Source organism: Gemella sp. 27098_8_149 (assembly GCF_041433745.1).
In the GTDB taxonomy this organism is placed as follows: domain Bacteria; phylum Bacillota; class Bacilli; order Staphylococcales; family Gemellaceae; genus Gemella.
This window is the reverse complement of the sequence record NZ_JAPWCB010000004.1, coordinates 1-19,536: the sequence shown is the minus strand read 5'-3', so window position 1 is coordinate 19,536 and position 19,536 is coordinate 1. Positions and strand designations below refer to the sequence as shown.

The window sequence follows — 19,536 nt, the reverse complement described above, 5'->3', positions numbered from 1 at the left end:
CTATATAGAACAAGAAGTACATTCTTCTACTGAAAGTAGTTTGTTTCTTGTGTAATATAGTGATTTCAATCCTTTGTGATGTGCGTAAATATAATATCTTGCAAGTTCTCTTGTTGTAATATCAGAATTTACGAATAAAATCACAGAAATACCTTGGTCTACGTGTTCTTGAATAACTGACATTAAGTCAATAAGTTTCATTTGGTCCATAGTAAATGCAGATTTATAGAACCACTGAGTCTTTGGACTTAAGTATGGCATAGGGTAGAATGTTTCAGCATTACCATAACTTCTACGTTCAATTTTATCAACAATTGGTAATACACTTGATGTTGAGTTTTGAACATATGAGATACTTTGAGTTGGTGCAATAGCCATTCTATATGCATGATATAAACCATTTTCTTTTACTCTATTTTTTAGACTTCTCCAGTCTTCTTTTGTTGGAATATAAATCCCTTCAAATAGTGCTTTCACTTTGTCGGTTACAGGTAAGTAGTCATTTTCAATATATTTTGTAAAGTAACTTCCATTATAGTAATCTGATTTTTCAAAGTCTTTAAATGTTTCATTGCGTTTTTTAGCAATTTGCATTGAACGTTCTAATGTATAGTAATTCATCATCATGAAGAAGACATTAGCAAAATCTTTTGCTTCTTCACTCTCGTAAGCTATCAGGTTTTTCGCTAAATATCCATTAAGGTTCATAGCTCCTAATCCAACAGAGTGGAATTCATCATTAGCTTTTACTACACCTGGCGCATTTTTGATTTTAGTAGAATTACTTACAAATGTTAATGCATCCATACCTGAGTAAATAGATTCTTTAATTTTTTTGCTTTCCATTACATTAACGATATTTAATGACGCTAAGTTACAAGAAATATCACGTTTAATGATATCTCCTTCACCGTAATCTTTAATTACTGAAGTTTCTTGTAATTGGAAAATCTCAGTACATAAGTTACTCATCTTAACTTGTCCAATTTCACGAAGTGCGTGATTTTTATTAGCATTATCTTTGAACATTAAGTATGGGTATCCTGATTGTAATTGAGTTTGTGCTATTAAGTTAAGCATATCACGAGCATCAAATTTACGCTTCATAATATTTTCATTCGCTACAAATTTATCATAGTATTTAGCAATATCAATATCATCTAACACTAAACCATATTCTTCATAAATTGAATGAGGCCCAAACATATAGAAATCTTTATTCTCACGAGCTAAATCAAAGAATAATGATGGTACGATAATACCTGTAGAAATCGTTGGAAGACGTAATTCTTCATCGGCATTAACTTTCTTAGTATCTAAGAATTCTAATACATCATAGTGGAAGATATTTAAGTACACAGCACCTGCTCCTGGACGTTGTCCAAGTTGATCTGCATATGCAAAACCTTGTTCTAAGGATTTAGCTACAGGAATAACACCTTTAGCTACCCCTTTAATACCTTTAATACTTTCACCACGTGCACGTAGTTTCGATAAGTTAATCGCAACTCCCCCACCAATTTTTGAAAGTTGTTTAGCAGTTGAATCGATGTAGTTAATAGAGTTAAGTGAATCACCTACTTCTAATAAGAAACATGATACTAACTCACCACGACGACTTCTTCCTGAGTTTAGGAATGTTGGTGTTGCTGGTTGTAATCTCTGTTCAAGCATTGAAATCATAAGCTCTTTCGCTAAAGCTACATCACCATCAGCTAAGTACATAGCTACTATAAATACGTGTTGGTTAAAGTTTTCTAAATATTGTTTTTTATCATTTGTTTTTAATGCATAGTCCTTATAGAACTTACTTGCTGCCATATAACTCTTAAATTCAAACTTGAAGTTCGCAGCTAATTCTAAACATTCTAAAATTTCATCTTCAATATATTTATCAAAGATATTATAGTAGAAATTCTCTTCTACTAAATATCTAAGTCTTTTAATCTCTGAACTGAATTTCTTTGTACGAAAGTCTACTTCACGAAGAAATTCTTCAATAGCTTCCACGTCTTTTTCTAATTTGAAAAATCCATTATCGCCTCTTTTTGTTACTTCATTATTTAGTTCAATATGGTTAAATTTCTCCATTCTTTACACTCTCCAAATATATTTTTTTAAATTCACTTATATCTTTTTTATTACCATGTAATTCAATTTTCATTAGTAACGGAATGTTATATTCACTGCTAATAATTTCAGCAGCATTGGCAAATCGTTCACCCCAATTTTTATTTCCACTACCAACAACACCTTTTAAATGATTATGGTTCTCTTCTAAAAAACTAGCAACCGCAACCGGTACTTCTCCAAAGCCAAATGTTGGTGTTATAAGGATATAATCGAAATCCACATCAAAATCAATATCCTGTAAATAAATTACATCTTCTTTGGGAATCTCACACATGTCTACAAATCTTTTACAATTTCCAGTCAATGAATAAACAATAATCTTCATTATTTCCTCACACTCCCACAAAAACATTTCCGAGGATTATTTCCTGGAAATTTCAAACATATATTTATTATACACTCTATTTTTCATTTTTTCAACGATTAATTTTGCTTTGAAAATCCATGAAAATATTTTTCAAAATTTCTATACTTATTTAATATTTCATTAGTTCATTTATTAACTTTTAGACAAAATTATAGTGAAAAATATTATAGTAAAAAAAATTACTTAAGAATTTTTCACTTGAAATTTTGCAAAAAAGAACTCAGAACAAATAATATTGTTCAAAGTTCTCTTCTATTAATAATTTAATTAATTCTATTAGATTTTCTTCTAGCAAATTCTGAGAAATGGAATTTATCGACTCTATGACGACTTTCTGTATAATGAAGAAAATCAGTTCCTTCCGTATATACATCACTTCGTAACACTGCGATATGTTTATGACCATTTAAATCAATATATGTAGAATCTTCTTCACTAACCGGTTCGATTTTAAAATCTTTATTTCCATATGAAATTTTTATACCTAAGTCATTTTCTAAATATTCATATAATGATTCTTCTACACGGTCTGTAGGTAATTCTCCAATTGCACTCTTTCTAATATAATCTTTATCTAATATTACTGCTTCGCCATCAACAATTCTTTGGCGAACTAAGTAAATTAATTTTTCTCCACGTTTCACAAGACCAAGGCGTACTAGAAAATCTGGAGCCTCAACTTCTTCATTTACTATTACCTTAGTAGTTGCTTCAACGTCTTGAAATTGTCGACGTTCTTTAAAACTTAAAAGCCCTGTTACTGGTAGTCTATATCTATGAACATCAAGAACAATAGATCCTTTGCCTTGAATTTTATGGATATAACCATTTTCTAATAATAATAACAAAGCTTTTCTTATAGTTTCCCTAGAAACATCATATTCTCTTGCGAGTTCATTTTCACTCGGCAAAAGTGAATTAGACCTATATTGCCTATTTTCTATTTTTTCTCTTAACTCTAAATAGATCTTAAAAAACTTATTCATGATTTCCCCCAATATAAATAATTATATACGTATATTTTAACATAATTCACCTAAATATTAAATATTTTTTACTCAAAAACTTTTATAAAAACGATTTTTTTGTTAATTTCTGTAAATATGTAAACCGAATTCGAGTAAAACCACTTATATTCCTTGATAATCATATGTTATAATACTAATTGGAGGTATTAATATGAACAAATATACACGACAAATACTCATTGTTATTCAAAATTTTTCACTATTTATTAGTGCGATACTAGGTATAATATTTTACAATTGTTTTAACCTAGACTTTTATAAAAATTTTTTTTCAAAAGGAAATTTAGCACCTAATATCAATACATCTAGTGATGATTTAATAAACAATACATCAAATCTTTTAGATTATCTAAATAGTAAAGCTGAGCTGAATACATCATGGTTTACAGAAAAAGATATTCTACACATGAAAGATGTTAGAACACTTTATAATGTAAGTTTTTATACAATGATATTCCTCATAGCAGTATTTATAATTACTACAATTCTAATTATAATGTTATCTAAACACAAGACAATGTTCTACATTACTAGAACATTCAATAAAACATTATTAGCATTCATAATATTAATAATAGTTTTAGCTGGTATAATTTCATACAATTTTAATTCATTCTGGATAAAATTCCATCAGTTATTATTCTCTAATGATCTATGGTTATTAAGTCCTGATGAATCCAATCTAATAAAAATGGTTCCTGAAGAATTTTTCATCAGTCTTATTACAACGATTATTCTGCACATATTATTGCTTTTTGTAGCACTTCTTGTTTTAAACAACATATTAAAAAAAAGATTTAGAAATTTTTAATTTCTTCATACAATATTTAAAATGTTATTTATAAGAAATATGTGATATAATAAGTCTTAGTTTAAAATAAATAAAATACGAAAGGATAAATTATGGCTCAAAATGATAAAAATGTTGTTACTGAAGATAAAGTAACATTTAGATTATGCGATGATTGTCTTGGTGTTAATCTTAAAACTTTAATCCCAAAATTGAAAAAGAAAGCACCTAATGCTGAATTCATCATAGGATGTCAATCTTATTGTGGACCGGGAAGAACACAAACATTCACACTTGTAAATAGTAGAATCTGTATTGCTGATACTGAAGTTGAACTAATGCCTTTAGTTGATGAAAAACTTAGAGATCGTATGAGTGCAGAAGATGAAGAAAAATACAGAAAACGTCTTGAACGTCGTCTTGAGCGTACTTTTTACTTTATTATTCCTGAAAATGTCACTGTTAAAGTAGGCGAAGAGGTTGATTTAGGAAAAGAAGGAATCATTGCTCGTAAAGCCGGAAAATCTTATCTTGATGATCTTATTATCGAAGGTGAAGTAGATAATACTAAACCAGGAACTTACGAATTAGTATATAAAGTAACAATAGATGATAAAGAGCACAAAAGAAAACGACTTATCACTGTAGTTGATGAAAACGTATAATCAATATTCATAAATTTTAAAAAGATTAAACCTATAGGAAAATGCAAAGTTGTATAGTCCTATAGGTTTTCTTAGCTTTATTTTTAAAAATTAATACTGTTTTTATGAAAATAGCGTTTACTTTTTTTGTAAATGTGATATAATATAAGTAAAGAAATAGAAGTCGGAGGTTCTGATCATGGAAAACAAATATTCTAAAATTTTAGTCGCAGTGGACGGTTCTAAACAAGCTGAGTGGGCATTTACAAATGCTGTAGCTATAGCATTAAGAAATGAGGATGCAGAGTTATATATCGCGTCTGTAATTGATGCGACAATCGCAACTTCTGGTTTATCAGATCCATATATTTTCAACTCATTCTACAAACGTACTAAAGAATTAGTTGATAGTTATGCTGAATCTGCTAAAGAAGCTGGCTTAACAAAAGTATTCGGTATTGTTGAACAAGGTATTCCAAAAATTGTTCTTAGTGAAGACATCGTTGATGAAAAAGGTATCGACCTTGTAGTTTGTGGTTCTTCAGGATTAACTGGATTCAAACGTATGCTTATGGGATCAGTTTCTGAAGGTATCGTTAGATATGCTAAATCTGACGTAATCGTAATTAAACAAAGTTCTATCCCTCAAGATTTTGAAGCAAAAATTGCTAAAAAATTCCAAGAAGAACAAGAAAAATAAGATAAATAAGTATCTCTAATATATTTAGATTAATATTTGTTAATTTAAATTCATTTAAAATTTTTCCTTTTTTAAAAGAAATGACACATGCATTTCATGAGTCATTTCTTTCTTTTATTTCTTTATAAAATTCACAAATAAAAAAAGAGAGTGACTCAAAAATCACTATTTCTAAAAAATCGATTTTTTCGAATCACTCTCATTATTTTTAATATATCTTCTTCACTTTCAAACTATTATAATTTAATGCAGCAAGTTGAACAGAGTTCGGTCCGAAATACTTAGTATAATCATGAAGCTGTTGTTTATCATCATAAATATAAACTCTATCTCCAATGCGTTCTTCATCACCTATTTCAACAACTAAGTGACTCATCATCGTTGAGTAAATATTTCTTTCTTTATTATTAATTATACAAGTTTTTCCTTTTAACCTGTCTCTTAATATTCCGTCGCCATAACCAATATTAACGACCCCTACTTTCTTATCACTATCAGCTATATACGAATTAGAATATCCTATGCATTCACCTTTATTTAATGTTAGTATATTAATTATCTCACCATAAACAGTAATCGGATTTTTAATAACTAAATCCCTAAGTGCTACTGGGTTTTCCTTAACATTATATGGCATAGCTCCATAAAGAATTATCCCTAATCTCTGGTGAGTTGTTTTTTCAAATGAACCATCACGTAAAAATGAGGCACTATTTTGCAGATGGACTACTTCAAACTCATGAACTTTCTGCGCTTCATCAAGAACATTTAAAACTAACTCTTTTTCTTTTTCATAGTAGCCATCAAATTCATCCGCAAACGAAAAATGAGACCAAAATCCTTTTAATTTCAAACTATTTTTTTTACAGAAATTTATAATCTCTAACACTTCTTCCAGATTTCTTGCTCCAGCGCGTCTCATACTACCAGCAAATTCCAACTGCAATGTTAAATCTTTAAGTCTTTCAAGATTTTCTTTTAAATATTCAAGACTCGCTATATTTATCTCAATATTGTACTCTCTAGCTAAATCAAAGTCATAAGTTGGATTTAAAAGAAAGATATTAGCATCCTCACCAAGTGTTTCCCTTATTACCTTGCATTCTTCTTCTTTTGTCGTAGCGAAATAATTAATTCCTACTTCTGAGTATAATTTTACACATTCTCTTAAATCTAAATTATACGCATTATTTTTAACTACAGCTATTATATCCTGTGCCTGTTCTTTTAAATTAATAGCGTTTTGTCGTATATTATTATAATTTAACTCAATTGTTGCCATAAAGATCCTTTCTTAATTAAACGGGAGTGACTCAAAAATCGCGATTTTTAAATCACTCCCGTTTATCTCACTAAAAAATCAAAAAATTACTCGTTATAATATTTCAATATACCAAGGTAATATTGAACCCCCACTTTTAATATTTTTTCATCAAAGTTGAAAGTTGGTGTATGAAGTCCTGAAACATAGCTTTTCTCTTCGTTTCTTAAACCTAAAAAACTATAGTTTATAGGAGAAAGTCTACTGAAGAATGAGAAATCTTCCCCATATAGATAAGCTTCCTCTAACTCAATATAGTCGATATTTTCTTTTTCAATAACTTCTCTAATTACTTGATAAGGAGCCTCATCATTAATTACCGCCGGATATCCTTCAGCAAAATCAACACGAATACTTGCACCAGTAAGATGCTCAAGTCCTACACGCGTATTTTCGATCGCAGCTTTAATCGCCGCTAAATCTTCCATACTATATGTTCTAATCGTTCCCTCCATATATGCATTCTCAGCAACGACATTCATCGCATCTCCACCGTACATTTTACCAATATGAATAATGTTAGTGTTACGTGCTTTAGTGTGTAACGCATTAAGTTTTAACATCTCTTGGAAAAACATTGTAGCTACATTAAGGGCATCAATTCCAGTATTTTTTAAACCTACGTGAGCTGCACGTCCTTTGATATAAATTCTATATTCATTAGCACTAGCCATAATTTCTTTCGGTTTAGAAACTATATGTCCTTCTGGATAATCTGGATTCATATGTAATGCATAACTTGCTAAAATATTATACGGTGAGAAGTCAAAATCATTGATTAATAAATTTCCACCACCAAAAGTTTCTTCAGCAGGTTGAAATACAAAAATACTATTTACCTTTGTATCGTTATTTTTATAATAATCAGCAGCTTCTATAACACTACCTAAAAGCATAGTAGTATGTCCATCATGACCACAAGCGTGCATTACACCATCATTATTTGATTTAAAATCAACATCATTTTCCTCTGAAATAGGAAGTGCATCAATGTCCGCTCTAAATAAAATCGTATCTTTAGTTTCAACACTAGCTTTAAAAATCACTACTAGTCCTGTCTCAAGTGCCTCTTGATACTCTATACCGTATTCTTTTAAAACACTAGCGATAAATTCTTTTGTTTTATACTCTTCCAAAGATAACTCTGGATTTTGGTGCAGATGCCTACGCCATGATGTTAAATTCTCTTCAGTAATTACTTTCATCTTCTTTTCCTACTTTATTATAAGTTTCTTAATTCTGCGATAATATCCACTTTTTCTTCTGCAACTTCACTACGTGTTTTGATTACTCGTGCAGGAACACCCGCTACTACATCCCCACTAGCTACGTCTTTTGTTACTACACTTCCTGCTGCAACAACGGCATTGTCTCCAATTTGAACACCTTCTAATACTACAGCATTAGCACCGATAAGAACATTGTTACCTACTCGTACTGGTGTAGCATTGGCTGGTTCAATAACACCTGATAAGACAGATCCAGCACCAACGTGAGAGTTTTCCCCAACTTCTGCACGTCCACCTAAAATAGCATTCATATCGATCATAGTGTTTTTACCAATTTTAGCTCCGATATTAATAACAGCACCCATCATGATAACCGCATTATCCCCAATACTAACGTGTTCACGGATAGAACATCCTGGTTCAATACGAGCATTAAACTGAGTTAAATCAATCATCGGTACACCACTATTACGGCGATCATTTTCTACACGGTGATTTACTACCACAGCTTTGTTAGCTTCGTAAAATTCCACCCAATCAGCGAAATCTGCAAAAATTACTCTTGAATTTCCTTCACCATAAACTTCTAAAGTTTCTGTAAATTCTACATCAGCGTTAAAATTAACGTAAACTTTTACCGGTGTTTTCTTTTTTGATGTTGCTATAAATTTAATAATTTCTTCTGTTGATTTCATTTCTTTCTCCTATAATCTATACAATTTTTTTCTATTTTATATCTAATTTTTACATATGTCAATCTAACTTTATTATAGTATTTTTTTAGGGAGTGACTCAAAAATCGCGATTTCGTAGAAATCGGTTTTGTAGAGTCACCCCCCGCACAGTTTATTAGATATCTAAAAAGCTTTTATAAAGCGATTTTAGATATCAATAAACCACTTGCGTTGTACGTTAGAATTTTTAGTGCCAAAGACACGTTAAAATTCTTACGTATAACGTATGCAAGGACACACCAAGAAGTGAGTCATAAGACGAAACTGATTGGATTGTGTCTACTGCTGAGGCTATGAATTTTCATGTAAACTATTTTTAAAATCTACTACTTTTGGCGCAGCCCCGTGTATATTGATATTTTTATAAACTGAGTGGCGATGATTCAATTAAACTCCTATACAGAGTCTCTTGAATCCCTCCTGACTTTATTATTTTATACCTAGTACATCTTTCATAGAATATAATCTAGGTTCTTCTACAGTGTTTAGCCATTGTGCAGCTGTAACAGATCCTTTTGCAAACATTTTTTTACTTAGAGCTGTATGTTTAATCTCAATTACTTCATCTTCTCCAGCAAAAATCACTTCATGTTCACCTACTATAGTTCCACCACGAACCGCATGAATTCCAATCTCTTTTTCTTGACGTTTCATATCTCCATGACGACCATAAACTCTAGTGTACTCTTCTACATCTTTGACCGCATCTACTAACATTTTTGCAGTTCCACTAGGCGCATCAACTTTTTTATTGTGGTGTTTTTCAATAACTTCGATATCATATCCTAGTAACAATTCACTAGCTTTTTTTACTAATTCTACTAAAACATTTACTCCTAAACTATAATTCCCTGCATAAACTACCCCTACTTGTGTAGCTAGTTCATCGATTAATTCTAATTCTTCTTGAGTGTGACCAGTCGTAGCAATTACAACTTTTGTTCCAGTACGTTTTGCATACTCTACTAGTTCTTCTGTACCTGCGTGATGCGAAAAATCAATAATCACATCAGCAATTTTTTCTAAGCCTTCATATGAAGTATAAGTAGGAAATTTCTCTTCTAGTAATTCACGGCCTACACCTGCAACAATTTCTAAATCAGTACTGTCTTGAATATAGTTTTTTAGAACTTGTCCCATAGTTCCATTATAACCACTTAATAAAACTCTCATTTTTACTCTCCTTGTAATGAATTAAGTCTTGCGATCTCTTGCTCTAATCTTGTTGCTAATGTTGGAGCAACGTGTGTCATAGGTAGACGGTAGTGACAAGCTGATTTTCCAATTAATTCTACACATTTTTTAACTGGCATTGGATTTGGCTCAGCGAATAACATGTGGATGAAGTCTAAATATTTAAGTTGAAGTCCGAAAGCTTTATCTACTTGTCTTTCTAAAGCATATTTACACATTAAGTGAGTTGCTTTTGGATAAACGTTAGCTAGAACAGAGATTGTCCCTTTACCACCCGCTAAAATAATCGGTACGTTAATATCATCATTTCCTGAGTAAATATCGATGTTATCACCTACTAAGTTTCTAACTGCTAAAGTATGAGCGATATCACCTACAGCATCTTTATATGCCACGATGTTTTTGTGTTGAGATAAGTGTAAAATAGTCTCAGGCGCCATAACTTGCCCAGTTCTTCCTGGTACATTATAAAGTACGATTGGTAAATCAACACTATTAGCGATAGCTTCGAAGTGCTCGATTAAACCTTGTTGGCTAGTTTTGATGTAGTAAGGAGTTACTACTAATAATGCATCCGGTCCTAATTTTTCAATCTCTTGGCTTAATCTAATTGAGTGAGCTGTATCGTTAACCCCACTACCTGCGATAACTGGTACACGTCCTGCTACTCTATCAATCGCAAATTTAATTACCGCTACTTGTTCATCGTCAGGCATAGTTGAACTCTCACCAGTAGTTCCCGCTACGATAATTGCATCTGTTCCTTCACTAATTTGGAATTCGATTAACTCTCCAAATGTTTCATAATCTACACTTCCATCCTCGAAAAATGGTGTTACTATTGCTACTCCGCTTCCTGTATAAATTGTCATAATATTTTTCTCCTTGTATCTATCTTTTTATATTTTTTTAATATTGTTTTATATTTTTATGTATTAAAAATCTTGTCTAATTAAATCTTCTAAAGTTTCACCTTTTACTACTAGGCGACTACTTCCATCTTTTACAAATACTACCGGTAATTTCGGTAATCTATTGTAGTTGCTACTCATACTATAGTTATATGCTCCAGTCGATGATACTAATAGTAAGTCACCTTGCTCAGCTTTAGGTAAATTCGCATCCATTACTAACATATCTCCAGACTCACAGCATTTACCTGCAACTGTATAAGTTGTATCTGCTTCTTCGCTCATCTTGTTAGCTAACATAGCCTCATATTTTGCTTTATATAATGCATAACGAGGATTATCTGCCATACCTCCATCAACAAACACATATTCACGACCTGCAAAAGTCTTCTTAACTCCACCAACACTGTATAATGTGCTACCAGCGTTACACGTTAAACTTCTACCAGGTTCAATAACTACCTTAGTTAAGTCTAATCCGAAATTATCACTTTCACGTTCAACTACTTCGATATACTCTCTTAAAAATTCAACAAGTTCAAAAGGTCTATCCTCTTCAGTGTAATAAACTCCAAAACCTCCACCTAGGTTAAGAACACTTATAGTTAAACCTAATCTTTCTTGAACTTTTTTCGTAAATTCCATTACTACTTTTACAGCTTCGAAAAATGAAGTTTTTTCAAAAATTTGTGATCCGATGTGTGAGTGGAATCCTACGAAGTTAAGATTGCTTTGATTATTAATATCTGCGATTAAATCATATATTGTTTCATCGTATACTGAGTAACCAAATTTTGAATCATCTTTTGCTGTTTTGATGTATTCATGAGTATGAGCGTCGATACCAGTATTTATTCTTAGAAGTACATCTATAGTATTTCCACTCTCTCTTACGATTTCATTAATCATTTCATATTCATAGTCGTTATCTACAACGATAGTTCCTACTCCAACTTCTAGAGCATATTGTAATTCTTCACGAGTTTTATTATTTCCATGGAAATAAGCTCGTTTCATATCATAACCAGCTTTGTATGCTGTATGAATCTCACCAAGTGAAACCACATCAACACCTAAGCCCTCTCTACCCGCAATTCTTAATACTTCTAAACAACTAAAAGCTTTCGATGCGTAAAGAACTTCTGTTTTAAATCTTGAACTTTTGAAATTATTAATAAAAGTTCTACATTGGTTCACTAACATATTTTCGTCATAAACATAAAGTGGTGTACCATATTGAGCTTTTAACTCACTTACTCCAACTCCTGAAATATTCAGTTCACCATTTTCTACTGTCATACCATCAAATAATCTCATTATCTTCTCCTTCATAAAATGTTATAAAAAATAGACTACAAGAACAAAAGGTTCTTGTAGTCTAGCTTATAATTCTATCCTATTCCTCTTGCCCTTATTATAAAAAGCTCACCATGAAGAAAATGGGCATTTTCTAATGACAGTGTTATGCCTATTCGACATAACCCCAGTGAATTTAATCACTTCGGCGATGCTACCTTTTAAATTAGTCATCGCGGCCTCTTTTTATAATACTTATCTATTTACGTTGTATAAATAATATCATGTTTTAAAATTATTGTCAACAGTTTTCAGAAAATTTTTATAATATTCTATTTTTGAACCATGTATATACACAATTAATAATAGTTGTAATTAACTTTTAAAACAACTATAATATACACATATTAAAAGAAGACAGCATACTATACTTCTTCTTATATAAAAAAATAAAGGATTATAAAATATGATTAATTTCACAAAAAATGACGACTTAAATAAAATTATCAGTGATAATGATATAGCGATTATTCAATACGGATCAACAACATGTATGCCATGTCATTCAATAAAAAACAGAATTACTACGTGGCAAGAAGATCACAAAGATATCGCAGCATACTACATTTCATTAGAAGAAAATATGGAAATTGCTGCACAGCGTGGTATTCTTTCAGCACCAACTGTAGAAGTATATATCGAAGGAAGACTATCTATTCAAAAAAGCGGCTACTTCAGTCTAGATGAAATTCTAGAAAAAGTAAGTGCTGTAAGTGAACAAATTAAATAAAAAAGGCTCTTTGTCAAATTCGGGGCATGGAGAAAAATAGGAAATAAGATCTAGGCAGCATTTTGCTGCTTAGATTTTTTCTTACTTTCACTAAGTTTAACATTATTTTTATATTCAGAAACAAATAATCTAGACATAATTAAAATGCGTAATCTGAAATTACTAAAGCTAGAATATCCATAAGATACTCTCTTTAGTAATTTTATCTTATTATTAAATCCTTCTAATGGACCATTAGAATACTTATATTTAATAGCGTTAAGCATATATTCTTTATGCTTTTTCATAGTATTTATAGCTTTAGTTACACCTTTAGATAATCCTCTAGTATCCATATCTATATACTTCTCTAATTCTACAGAATCTTTAGTCTTAATAGCTTCTCTTATCTCATGAACTCTTTCATAACTAGCTGTAAATTCAGCATCTATAGCTAATATATAATCTAATACTTCCTTTCTAGTTACATAGCGTTTAAAGCTTCTAGAATAGAATGTTTTTATTGAATTTACTTTATCTCTATCTTCCAATATTACTTTCCAGAAATTCTTTAAAATAGTGTAAGTAGAGCCTTTTTTATTCTTATATTGATTCATTAGTTTTACTCTAGCTTTGTTTAATTCTCTATTAATATTTTGAACCATATGAAATCTATCTATAATTATCTCAGCATTAGGGAACATTTCTCTAATCATATTCATATAAGGTGGGTAAATATCTATACAGATCGTTTTTACTTTCTTCCTTACTTTTCTTGGGTATCTCATAAAGTATTGTTTTAATATATGTTGTGTTCGTCCATCTACTATATCTATAAAATCATGTGTTTTAGCATCTAAGAATACGAAGCTCATTCCATTTTTACTATCTTTAGTTGACTTTATCTCGTCAAAACATAGGTGCTTTGGTAGGTTTGAATGAGTCTTAACTTCTACAGCTTCTCTACATGATTTCATTACCCTTACTACTGTAGATACTGATACATTACTTAATTCAGCTATATCTTTAAATGATAGCGTCTTAGAAAGATTCTTCATAATGTGAAGTAGAAGGTTTTTAGATATACTGCAGTGTTTTTTTACAAATGGTGTTTCAGCACAAAACTTAGAATTACATTCTCTACATTTGAAACGTTGTTTCTTTAATCTAAGGTATGTAGGGCATTCTGACATCTTTAATAAAGCTACTTTTAACGGATCTCCAAATCCATTTTTAACTATATTATTTCCTTCTTTTTTACAACCGCAGTTTGTGCAACACTTTGGTTCATATGATAAAGTCCCATGAAATAAGAATGTATCTTGACCATCTATATTGATTAAATCAAGTTTATCCTTCATAGTTATATTTTGGTCTTTTATTAATAGTAAATTTGTGATAAAATTAGACATGACAAATATCCTTTCTTAGTTAATTATTTTTCTACACTTTAATTATATTGGATATTTGTCTTTTTGCATATAAAAATAGAAATCCGGGGCTGGAATTTTTCCATGCCCCGGATTTAGTATACAACCATAAAAAATAAGAGCGATTCAAAGTTATTATTTTTGAATCGCTCTTGTTATTAGTTATAGATTTATTTTGCTAATATATCTACAGGTTCTTCACCTAGTAATAGTTTTACATCATTTATATCAACAATTCTAAAACCTTTAATTTTCGATTCTAATTGCCTTACTGACTTGGTCACCCTCGATGTATCAATAAGTAATATCTTTTCATAGTCAGGTACTTTTTCTTCTGCTCTCTTAAGAAATCTCATAACATGCTCAGGATGTAAATATGTCTGACCTTTATATGATTTTATTTCTACTACATATTTCTTTCCTTTTTTCTCAAGACATAAATCAAAGTCTGCACTTCTATTTTTTGGTTCCGTAACTTTATAACCAACATTTTTAAAAGCATATGCTAGTAATAATTCTTTACCTATTGGTGAAGTCAACTTCTCTAAAGCTGCAAGTAATGGTTTAGGTTTAATCTTAATAACAGATTTCTTTAATCCCTCAGGATCTTTTGTTAATAATTTCCTATTAAATCCAATAATATAATCCTCCACTATGGCAAAATGACCATGTGCTATACAGTTTCTAATGGCAGTTAATAAAGCATTTATTTTTGAAAATGTAGTATATTTCGCAACTATTATTTTTTGACAATTAGAACAAATATTCCCCTCAAAAAATCTCCATTCATCATTACTTATAACATCCTTTGAACCTATCCACTTCACATCACGACTTTCATTCATTCCCATTTGATTCATAACATAGGTAAATGAAAATTCATCATATATCTTATCAGAAATTAATTCATTTTTATCTGATTGGTATGAATCAATATTCGGAGTATACCAAAGTAATTCTTTTATTACAGTATCCATTTCTTCTGAAAGTTTAATTGGTCTAGGACTGTGGTGTATTTTATAATTTTTTTCTCTTCTACTACTGCAACATTTCTTAAACATATCCTTCTCCTAATATGAAATCAATTAATATCAACTTTATTATAGCATAAATCATGTACATAAAAAAAGACAATAAAAAATAACCATCTTTTATATAGGTAATGACCTCCAAAATTTAAATGAATTTTGGAGGTTTATTTTCTTGAATAGCCATTAAATTCTATATTTAACTATCCTCTAATTATATCCCCACAAATACTTTAACGATATCTTTCAATTTAGAAAGAACCGATTGCTTCTTAACTTCTCTAGCTCCACCACGACGACCTACCGGTGGTAATACATCATCTAATTCAGTCCCACCCTGGGCAACATATCCTCTACTAATTGATTTTTCTATGAATTTCTTAGATTTTTCTTTTAGATTTTCTTCGTAAATAAGTTCATTTATTTTTTGTTCTTTCTCAATCTTAGCATATTCATAGAAGGCTTCTAGTATGTCTTCATTTTTATCAAACTTAGTTAGGTCTGTACGATTGATAAATTCAATAATCAATTCTTCTTTGGCCCTTGTTCCAAGTGAAGAACGAATCAATCTTCTTATTTCTTCTTTTAATGTTTCATTATTCGTACCTTGCTCTTTAGCTTTTTCAAGAATTAAAGCTAGGATATAATCAAGATTTACCTCTTCAGTTTTTAGAAGATCGATGTGGAATTCAACATCAGAAAGATCAATCTTCTCATCATTTCCACCTTTTCCTCGGTCTCCACCACCAGTAGGATCTTGCGATATTGACTCTTCCTTTATCTTAATATACGTACTCTTCATGTCTTGTTTCAATCTCTCAGAAATTATCTTCTCAAAACTACTGAATTCATCATAGTTTCTTAAAATATTTTCTCTCTTCAAGATTTCACCGAATACCTTAACAAACTCTTTCTTATCTTTTTCTAGTTTGATTTCTGTTGGATCTGGGAATTTTTCTATGATTTCTTCACATAGTTCCTTATAGCCTTTAAATACGACTCCTGTATCTTCATCCGTGAATCCATTTATGTATTCATCATAACTACGCTCGATAATTACATTGATACTATTTTCATCACCAAATAATTTAATCGCATCTTTAGTGGCTTTTTCTAAGTTCCTAAAGCAAACGATATTACCGAAGGCTTTCATCTTATTTAGAATCCTGTTTGTTCTAGAAAATGCTTGAATAAGCCCATGGTATCTTAAGTTTTTATCAACGAATAATGTATTCATAGTTGGAGCATCGAATCCAGTTAAGAACATACCGACAACAATTAGTAAATCTACTTCTTTATTTCTTACTCTACTTGATAAATCTTTATAATAATTCTCAAATCCATTACCATCTATCGTGAAGTTAGTTTGGAAAAATGAATTATAATCATCAACTACATTAGTTAAGAATTGTTTCGCTGTCGTTGACATCGCTGATGATGACATACTCTCTTCTTCAATCTCCCCTGAAGCTCTTTCTTCATTTGGAGCGTAACTGAATATTGTTGCGACTTTTAATTTTTTATCTTCAGGTAAGTTTGCCTGTTGTTTTTTAAACTCTTCATAATACATCTTCGCCGCATCTACACTTTGCACCGCAAACATCGCATTAAATCCATTGATACGCTTATCTTTCACCGTATATTGCGTATTACGATAAGTTTTAGAATCAAACTTATCAAGAATATACTTAGTAATTTCCGTAATACGTTCTGGGTGTAGGAACATCTTATTCTCAAGAGATTTTAGTTTCTCATCATCTGTTTCTTCTTCGGAACTCTTGAACTTCGGATTAATACTGTTGTAGTCAATCTTGAATTTAAGAACTTTTCCATCTCTAATCGCATCTGTGATTACATAACTATGTAATTGTGCACCAAATACATCAGAAGTTGTTTTCCCATCTAATGAATTTTCTACAAATATCGGAGTTCCTGTAAAACCAAATTGGTAATAATGATTAAATGAACTTTGAATGTTCTTTTGAGCTAAACCAAATTGAGACCTATGACATTCATCATAAATAAATACACAATGCTTATTATAAATTTCATGACCTTTATTACTCTTAACAAATTCATTTAATTTTTGAATTGTTGTAACAACTATTTTATTATCTTGTTTTTCAATACTAATTTTTAATTCTTTAGTATCCTTACTTCCATTTACACTATCTTTTTGGAATTTTTGATATTCACGCATAGTTTGATAGTCTAAGTCTTTTCTATCAACTACGAAGAATACTTTATCAATATAATCTAACTCAGTTGCTAATCTTGCTGACTTGAATGATGTTAAAGTCTTACCAGATCCAGTAGTATGCCAGATAAATCCACCAGCTTCTACACTTCCGGCTTTTTTATTTTCAAAACTAGAATTAATTCTCCATAATAGTCTTTCAGTCGCAGCAATTTGATAAGGACGCATGATTAACAACACATTTCTTGAATTAAAAATACAATATTTAGTTAAAATCTCAAGAATAGTTCTCTTCTCAAAGAACGTCGCTGTAAAGTCTTCTAAATCTGCGATAACCCTATTCTTAGCATCTGCCCATTCACAAGTAAACTCATAATTACTCTTATCACGTTCAGTCGTATTAGCAAAGTACCTAGTGTATGTTCCATTTGAGATTACAAAAATTTGCACAAACTTATAAAGCGAATTATCTAGATTAAAACTTTCGTCCTCATATCTTTGAATCTGATTAAAAGCTTCTCGAATATTAACTCCACGTTTTTTCAATTCAATGTGAACAAGAGGTAAACCATTTACTAAAATACTCACATCATATCTATTTTTAGCGACAGTCACCTGATTAACTACTTGTAGATGGTTGTTATGGATATTTTTCTTATCTATTATTTTAATATTTCTTAATCTACCGTCATCAAATATAAAATCATAGATATGATTTTCTTGAATCTTACGAGTCTTTTCGATTATCCCATCATTAGGCGCATCTAAATACTCTAGTAGAAATCTTTTCCATTCACTATCACTAAACCTAACATCGTTTAGTTTTTCAATTTGTACACGAAGATTCACATATAAATCATCCATACTTCTAACATCAAGACGTTCATACCCTTGTGAAACTAGATTATTAATCATGTTTTCTTCAAGTTGTGATTCAGTTTGATATTCTTCTACTCTACGTTCAGGCTTTTCAAACCTCGCTAAAACTATTCCGCCCTGCATCTCTGCGATTGGCGAAGTTTTATACTTGAATTTTTCTTCTGACATACTCTCACTCCTTTTCCTTTTTTATTTATATATCAATTTTTTCATAATAACCTGTTATCTTGGAAAGTTTAACAAACACTCTCTCCAATATTCATACTGCTTCTGACGTTGTTCTATTTCTTTTGGTAATCCCTCTTTAATATCATTCACTAAAGTATCAAACTTATCAAGAATTGATACAACATGTTGTTGAACGTGAAGAGGGGGGATAGGGATTTTAATCTTCTCCATATCAATTGATGATATCTCAATTACTTTAACCCCCCTAGCTAATCTGTTTTTCTGTTTTAATAAATCATTATATCCATTAAAAACATACGATAAATATTTTGGATTTTGTTTATGTCTATATACTGCAGCATGACCACCAACTACAACCTCTTCTTTTCCTAAATAGGCTACTGATTTCATTATATCATCAATATTCTCTGAAGTTTTAGCAATTACTATATCTCCATAGTTCACTTTTTTTAACTTTATTGAATTTTCTTTTCTAACTTTTATTATCGGAGTATATACAAATAAATTATATTTTGTATATATATGACCATAGTGAATTGCACCTACATCACCTTTTTCATCAAAAATAGTTTTAGGCATACCAGATCCATTAGTAAAATCTCCTAACTCTCCCAACATTTTTATTATTACTTGATCATTTATATTTACTTCAACTATAATAGCAGCTTCTTGTAAAATATCATAGTAAATATTAGAT

17 protein-coding genes, 1 pseudogene and 1 riboswitch are annotated in these 19,536 nt (G+C 30.6%); of the genes and pseudogenes, 5 read left to right on the top strand and 13 right to left on the bottom strand.

Annotation, left to right across the window (positions count from 1 at the left end):
• The 3 genes from nrdE to treR all read right to left on the bottom strand — a co-directional run bounded on the left by nrdE (position 1) and on the right by treR (position 3,486).
• Positions 1-2,091 carry a class 1b ribonucleoside-diphosphate reductase subunit alpha gene (nrdE, locus tag O3801_RS02830; RefSeq protein ID WP_294681536.1) on the bottom strand — a complete coding sequence of 697 codons (2,091 nt, stop codon included), beginning with the start codon at positions 2,089-2,091 and terminating at the stop codon, positions 1-3.
• Positions 2,078-2,458, bottom strand: a complete 381-nt coding sequence (gene nrdI, locus O3801_RS02825; RefSeq protein WP_294681534.1) for a class Ib ribonucleoside-diphosphate reductase assembly flavoprotein NrdI — start codon at positions 2,456-2,458, stop codon at positions 2,078-2,080. The genes nrdE and nrdI overlap by 14 nt, the downstream gene beginning before the upstream one ends.
• 305 nt (positions 2,459-2,763) lie before the next feature.
• On the bottom strand, positions 2,764-3,486 hold the full coding sequence (gene treR / locus O3801_RS02820; RefSeq protein WP_060913493.1) for a trehalose operon repressor: 723 nt from the start codon (positions 3,484-3,486) through the stop codon (positions 2,764-2,766).
• A gap of 193 nt (positions 3,487-3,679) precedes the next feature.
• Between treR and O3801_RS02815 the strand changes: the two genes are divergently transcribed.
• The 4 genes and pseudogenes from O3801_RS02815 (at position 3,680) to O3801_RS02800 (ending at position 5,662) form a co-directional block, all read left to right on the top strand.
• Positions 3,680-4,339: a TIGR01906 family membrane protein gene (locus tag O3801_RS02815; protein ID WP_294681531.1), complete on the top strand. Its 660-nt coding sequence runs from the start codon at positions 3,680-3,682 to the stop codon at positions 4,337-4,339.
• A 92-nt stretch (positions 4,340-4,431) separates the two neighbouring features.
• Positions 4,432-4,746, top strand: a pseudogene (locus O3801_RS02810) (YuzB family protein); the annotation flags it as partial.
• A 12-nt stretch (positions 4,747-4,758) separates the two neighbouring features.
• The gene (locus tag O3801_RS02805) at positions 4,759-4,983 is read left to right on the top strand and encodes an immunoglobulin-like domain-containing protein (RefSeq protein WP_371454065.1); all 225 of its coding nucleotides are present in this window, start codon (positions 4,759-4,761) and stop codon (positions 4,981-4,983) included.
• 178 nt (positions 4,984-5,161) lie between these two features.
• Positions 5,162-5,662, top strand: coding sequence for a universal stress protein (locus O3801_RS02800; protein WP_294681527.1), 501 nt, complete (start codon positions 5,162-5,164; stop codon positions 5,660-5,662).
• Between the two features lie 208 nt (positions 5,663-5,870).
• Here O3801_RS02800 and alr read toward each other — a convergent pair whose 3' ends face one another.
• The 6 genes from alr to lysA form a co-directional block, all read right to left on the bottom strand.
• Positions 5,871-6,944, bottom strand: coding sequence for an alanine racemase (gene alr / locus O3801_RS02795; protein ID WP_294681525.1), 1,074 nt, complete (start codon positions 6,942-6,944; stop codon positions 5,871-5,873).
• A gap of 86 nt (positions 6,945-7,030) precedes the next feature.
• Positions 7,031-8,188: a M20 metallopeptidase family protein gene (locus tag O3801_RS02790; protein ID WP_294681523.1), complete on the bottom strand. Its 1,158-nt coding sequence runs from the start codon at positions 8,186-8,188 to the stop codon at positions 7,031-7,033.
• 17 nt (positions 8,189-8,205) lie between these two features.
• Complete coding sequence (gene dapD, locus O3801_RS02785; RefSeq protein WP_294681521.1) at positions 8,206-8,907, bottom strand: 2,3,4,5-tetrahydropyridine-2,6-dicarboxylate N-acetyltransferase; 702 nt, start codon at positions 8,905-8,907, stop codon at positions 8,206-8,208.
• 468 nt (positions 8,908-9,375) lie between these two features.
• Positions 9,376-10,119, bottom strand: coding sequence for a 4-hydroxy-tetrahydrodipicolinate reductase (dapB, locus tag O3801_RS02780; RefSeq protein WP_294682213.1), 744 nt, complete (start codon positions 10,117-10,119; stop codon positions 9,376-9,378).
• A gap of 2 nt (positions 10,120-10,121) precedes the next feature.
• Complete coding sequence (gene dapA / locus O3801_RS02775) at positions 10,122-11,012, bottom strand: 4-hydroxy-tetrahydrodipicolinate synthase (protein WP_371451451.1); 891 nt, start codon at positions 11,010-11,012, stop codon at positions 10,122-10,124.
• A 63-nt stretch (positions 11,013-11,075) separates the two neighbouring features.
• A complete protein-coding gene (lysA, locus tag O3801_RS02770) occupies positions 11,076-12,368 on the bottom strand; it encodes a diaminopimelate decarboxylase (RefSeq protein ID WP_371454018.1) in 1,293 nt (430 codons plus the stop codon).
• 96 nt (positions 12,369-12,464) lie between these two features.
• Positions 12,465-12,600: riboswitch (Lysine riboswitch) on the bottom strand.
• Between the two features lie 213 nt (positions 12,601-12,813).
• Here lysA and O3801_RS02765 point away from each other — a divergent pair.
• Positions 12,814-13,137 (top strand): thioredoxin family protein, encoded by a 324-nt coding sequence (locus O3801_RS02765; RefSeq protein ID WP_371454017.1) that lies wholly within the window; start codon positions 12,814-12,816, stop codon positions 13,135-13,137.
• A gap of 50 nt (positions 13,138-13,187) precedes the next feature.
• On the opposite strand, the gene O3801_RS02760 is transcribed toward O3801_RS02765, so the two are convergent.
• From O3801_RS02760 to O3801_RS02745, 4 genes are all read right to left on the bottom strand, one after another.
• The gene (locus O3801_RS02760) at positions 13,188-14,528 is read right to left on the bottom strand and encodes an ISL3 family transposase (protein ID WP_483299472.1); all 1,341 of its coding nucleotides are present in this window, start codon (positions 14,526-14,528) and stop codon (positions 13,188-13,190) included.
• A 188-nt stretch (positions 14,529-14,716) separates the two neighbouring features.
• Positions 14,717-15,607, bottom strand: coding sequence for a restriction endonuclease (locus tag O3801_RS02755; RefSeq protein ID WP_371454015.1), 891 nt, complete (start codon positions 15,605-15,607; stop codon positions 14,717-14,719).
• Positions 15,608-15,788: 181 nt separating this feature from the next.
• Positions 15,789-18,818: a type I restriction endonuclease subunit R gene (locus O3801_RS02750; RefSeq protein ID WP_371454014.1), complete on the bottom strand. Its 3,030-nt coding sequence runs from the start codon at positions 18,816-18,818 to the stop codon at positions 15,789-15,791.
• 54 nt (positions 18,819-18,872) lie between these two features.
• On the bottom strand, positions 18,873-19,536 hold a 664-nt coding region (locus O3801_RS02745; protein WP_371454013.1), incomplete at its 5' end, for a restriction endonuclease subunit S.

What these genes read in the sequence shown, in the direction of transcription:
- nrdE (WP_294681536.1), bottom strand. Translation starts at nt 2,091, where the DNA reads ATGGAGAAATTTAACCATATTGAACTAAATAATGAAGTAACAAAAAGA.
- nrdI (WP_294681534.1), bottom strand. Translation starts at nt 2,458, where the DNA reads ATGAAGATTATTGTTTATTCATTGACTGGAAATTGTAAAAGATTTGTA.
- treR (WP_060913493.1), bottom strand. Translation starts at nt 3,486, where the DNA reads ATGAATAAGTTTTTTAAGATCTATTTAGAGTTAAGAGAAAAAATAGAA.
- O3801_RS02815 (WP_294681531.1), top strand. Translation starts at nt 3,680, where the DNA reads ATGAACAAATATACACGACAAATACTCATTGTTATTCAAAATTTTTCA.
- O3801_RS02800 (WP_294681527.1), top strand. Translation starts at nt 5,162, where the DNA reads ATGGAAAACAAATATTCTAAAATTTTAGTCGCAGTGGACGGTTCTAAA.
- alr (WP_294681525.1), bottom strand. Translation starts at nt 6,944, where the DNA reads ATGGCAACAATTGAGTTAAATTATAATAATATACGACAAAACGCTATT.
- O3801_RS02790 (WP_294681523.1), bottom strand. Translation starts at nt 8,188, where the DNA reads ATGAAAGTAATTACTGAAGAGAATTTAACATCATGGCGTAGGCATCTG.
- dapD (WP_294681521.1), bottom strand. Translation starts at nt 8,907, where the DNA reads ATGAAATCAACAGAAGAAATTATTAAATTTATAGCAACATCAAAAAAG.
- dapB (WP_294682213.1), bottom strand. Translation starts at nt 10,119, where the DNA reads ATGAGAGTTTTATTAAGTGGTTATAATGGAACTATGGGACAAGTTCTA.
- dapA (WP_371451451.1), bottom strand. Translation starts at nt 11,012, where the DNA reads ATGACAATTTATACAGGAAGCGGAGTAGCAATAGTAACACCATTTTTC.
- lysA (WP_371454018.1), bottom strand. Translation starts at nt 12,368, where the DNA reads ATGAGATTATTTGATGGTATGACAGTAGAAAATGGTGAACTGAATATT.
- O3801_RS02765 (WP_371454017.1), top strand. Translation starts at nt 12,814, where the DNA reads ATGATTAATTTCACAAAAAATGACGACTTAAATAAAATTATCAGTGAT.
- O3801_RS02760 (WP_483299472.1), bottom strand. Translation starts at nt 14,528, where the DNA reads ATGTCTAATTTTATCACAAATTTACTATTAATAAAAGACCAAAATATA.
- O3801_RS02755 (WP_371454015.1), bottom strand. Translation starts at nt 15,607, where the DNA reads ATGTTTAAGAAATGTTGCAGTAGTAGAAGAGAAAAAAATTATAAAATA.
- O3801_RS02750 (WP_371454014.1), bottom strand. Translation starts at nt 18,818, where the DNA reads ATGTCAGAAGAAAAATTCAAGTATAAAACTTCGCCAATCGCAGAGATG.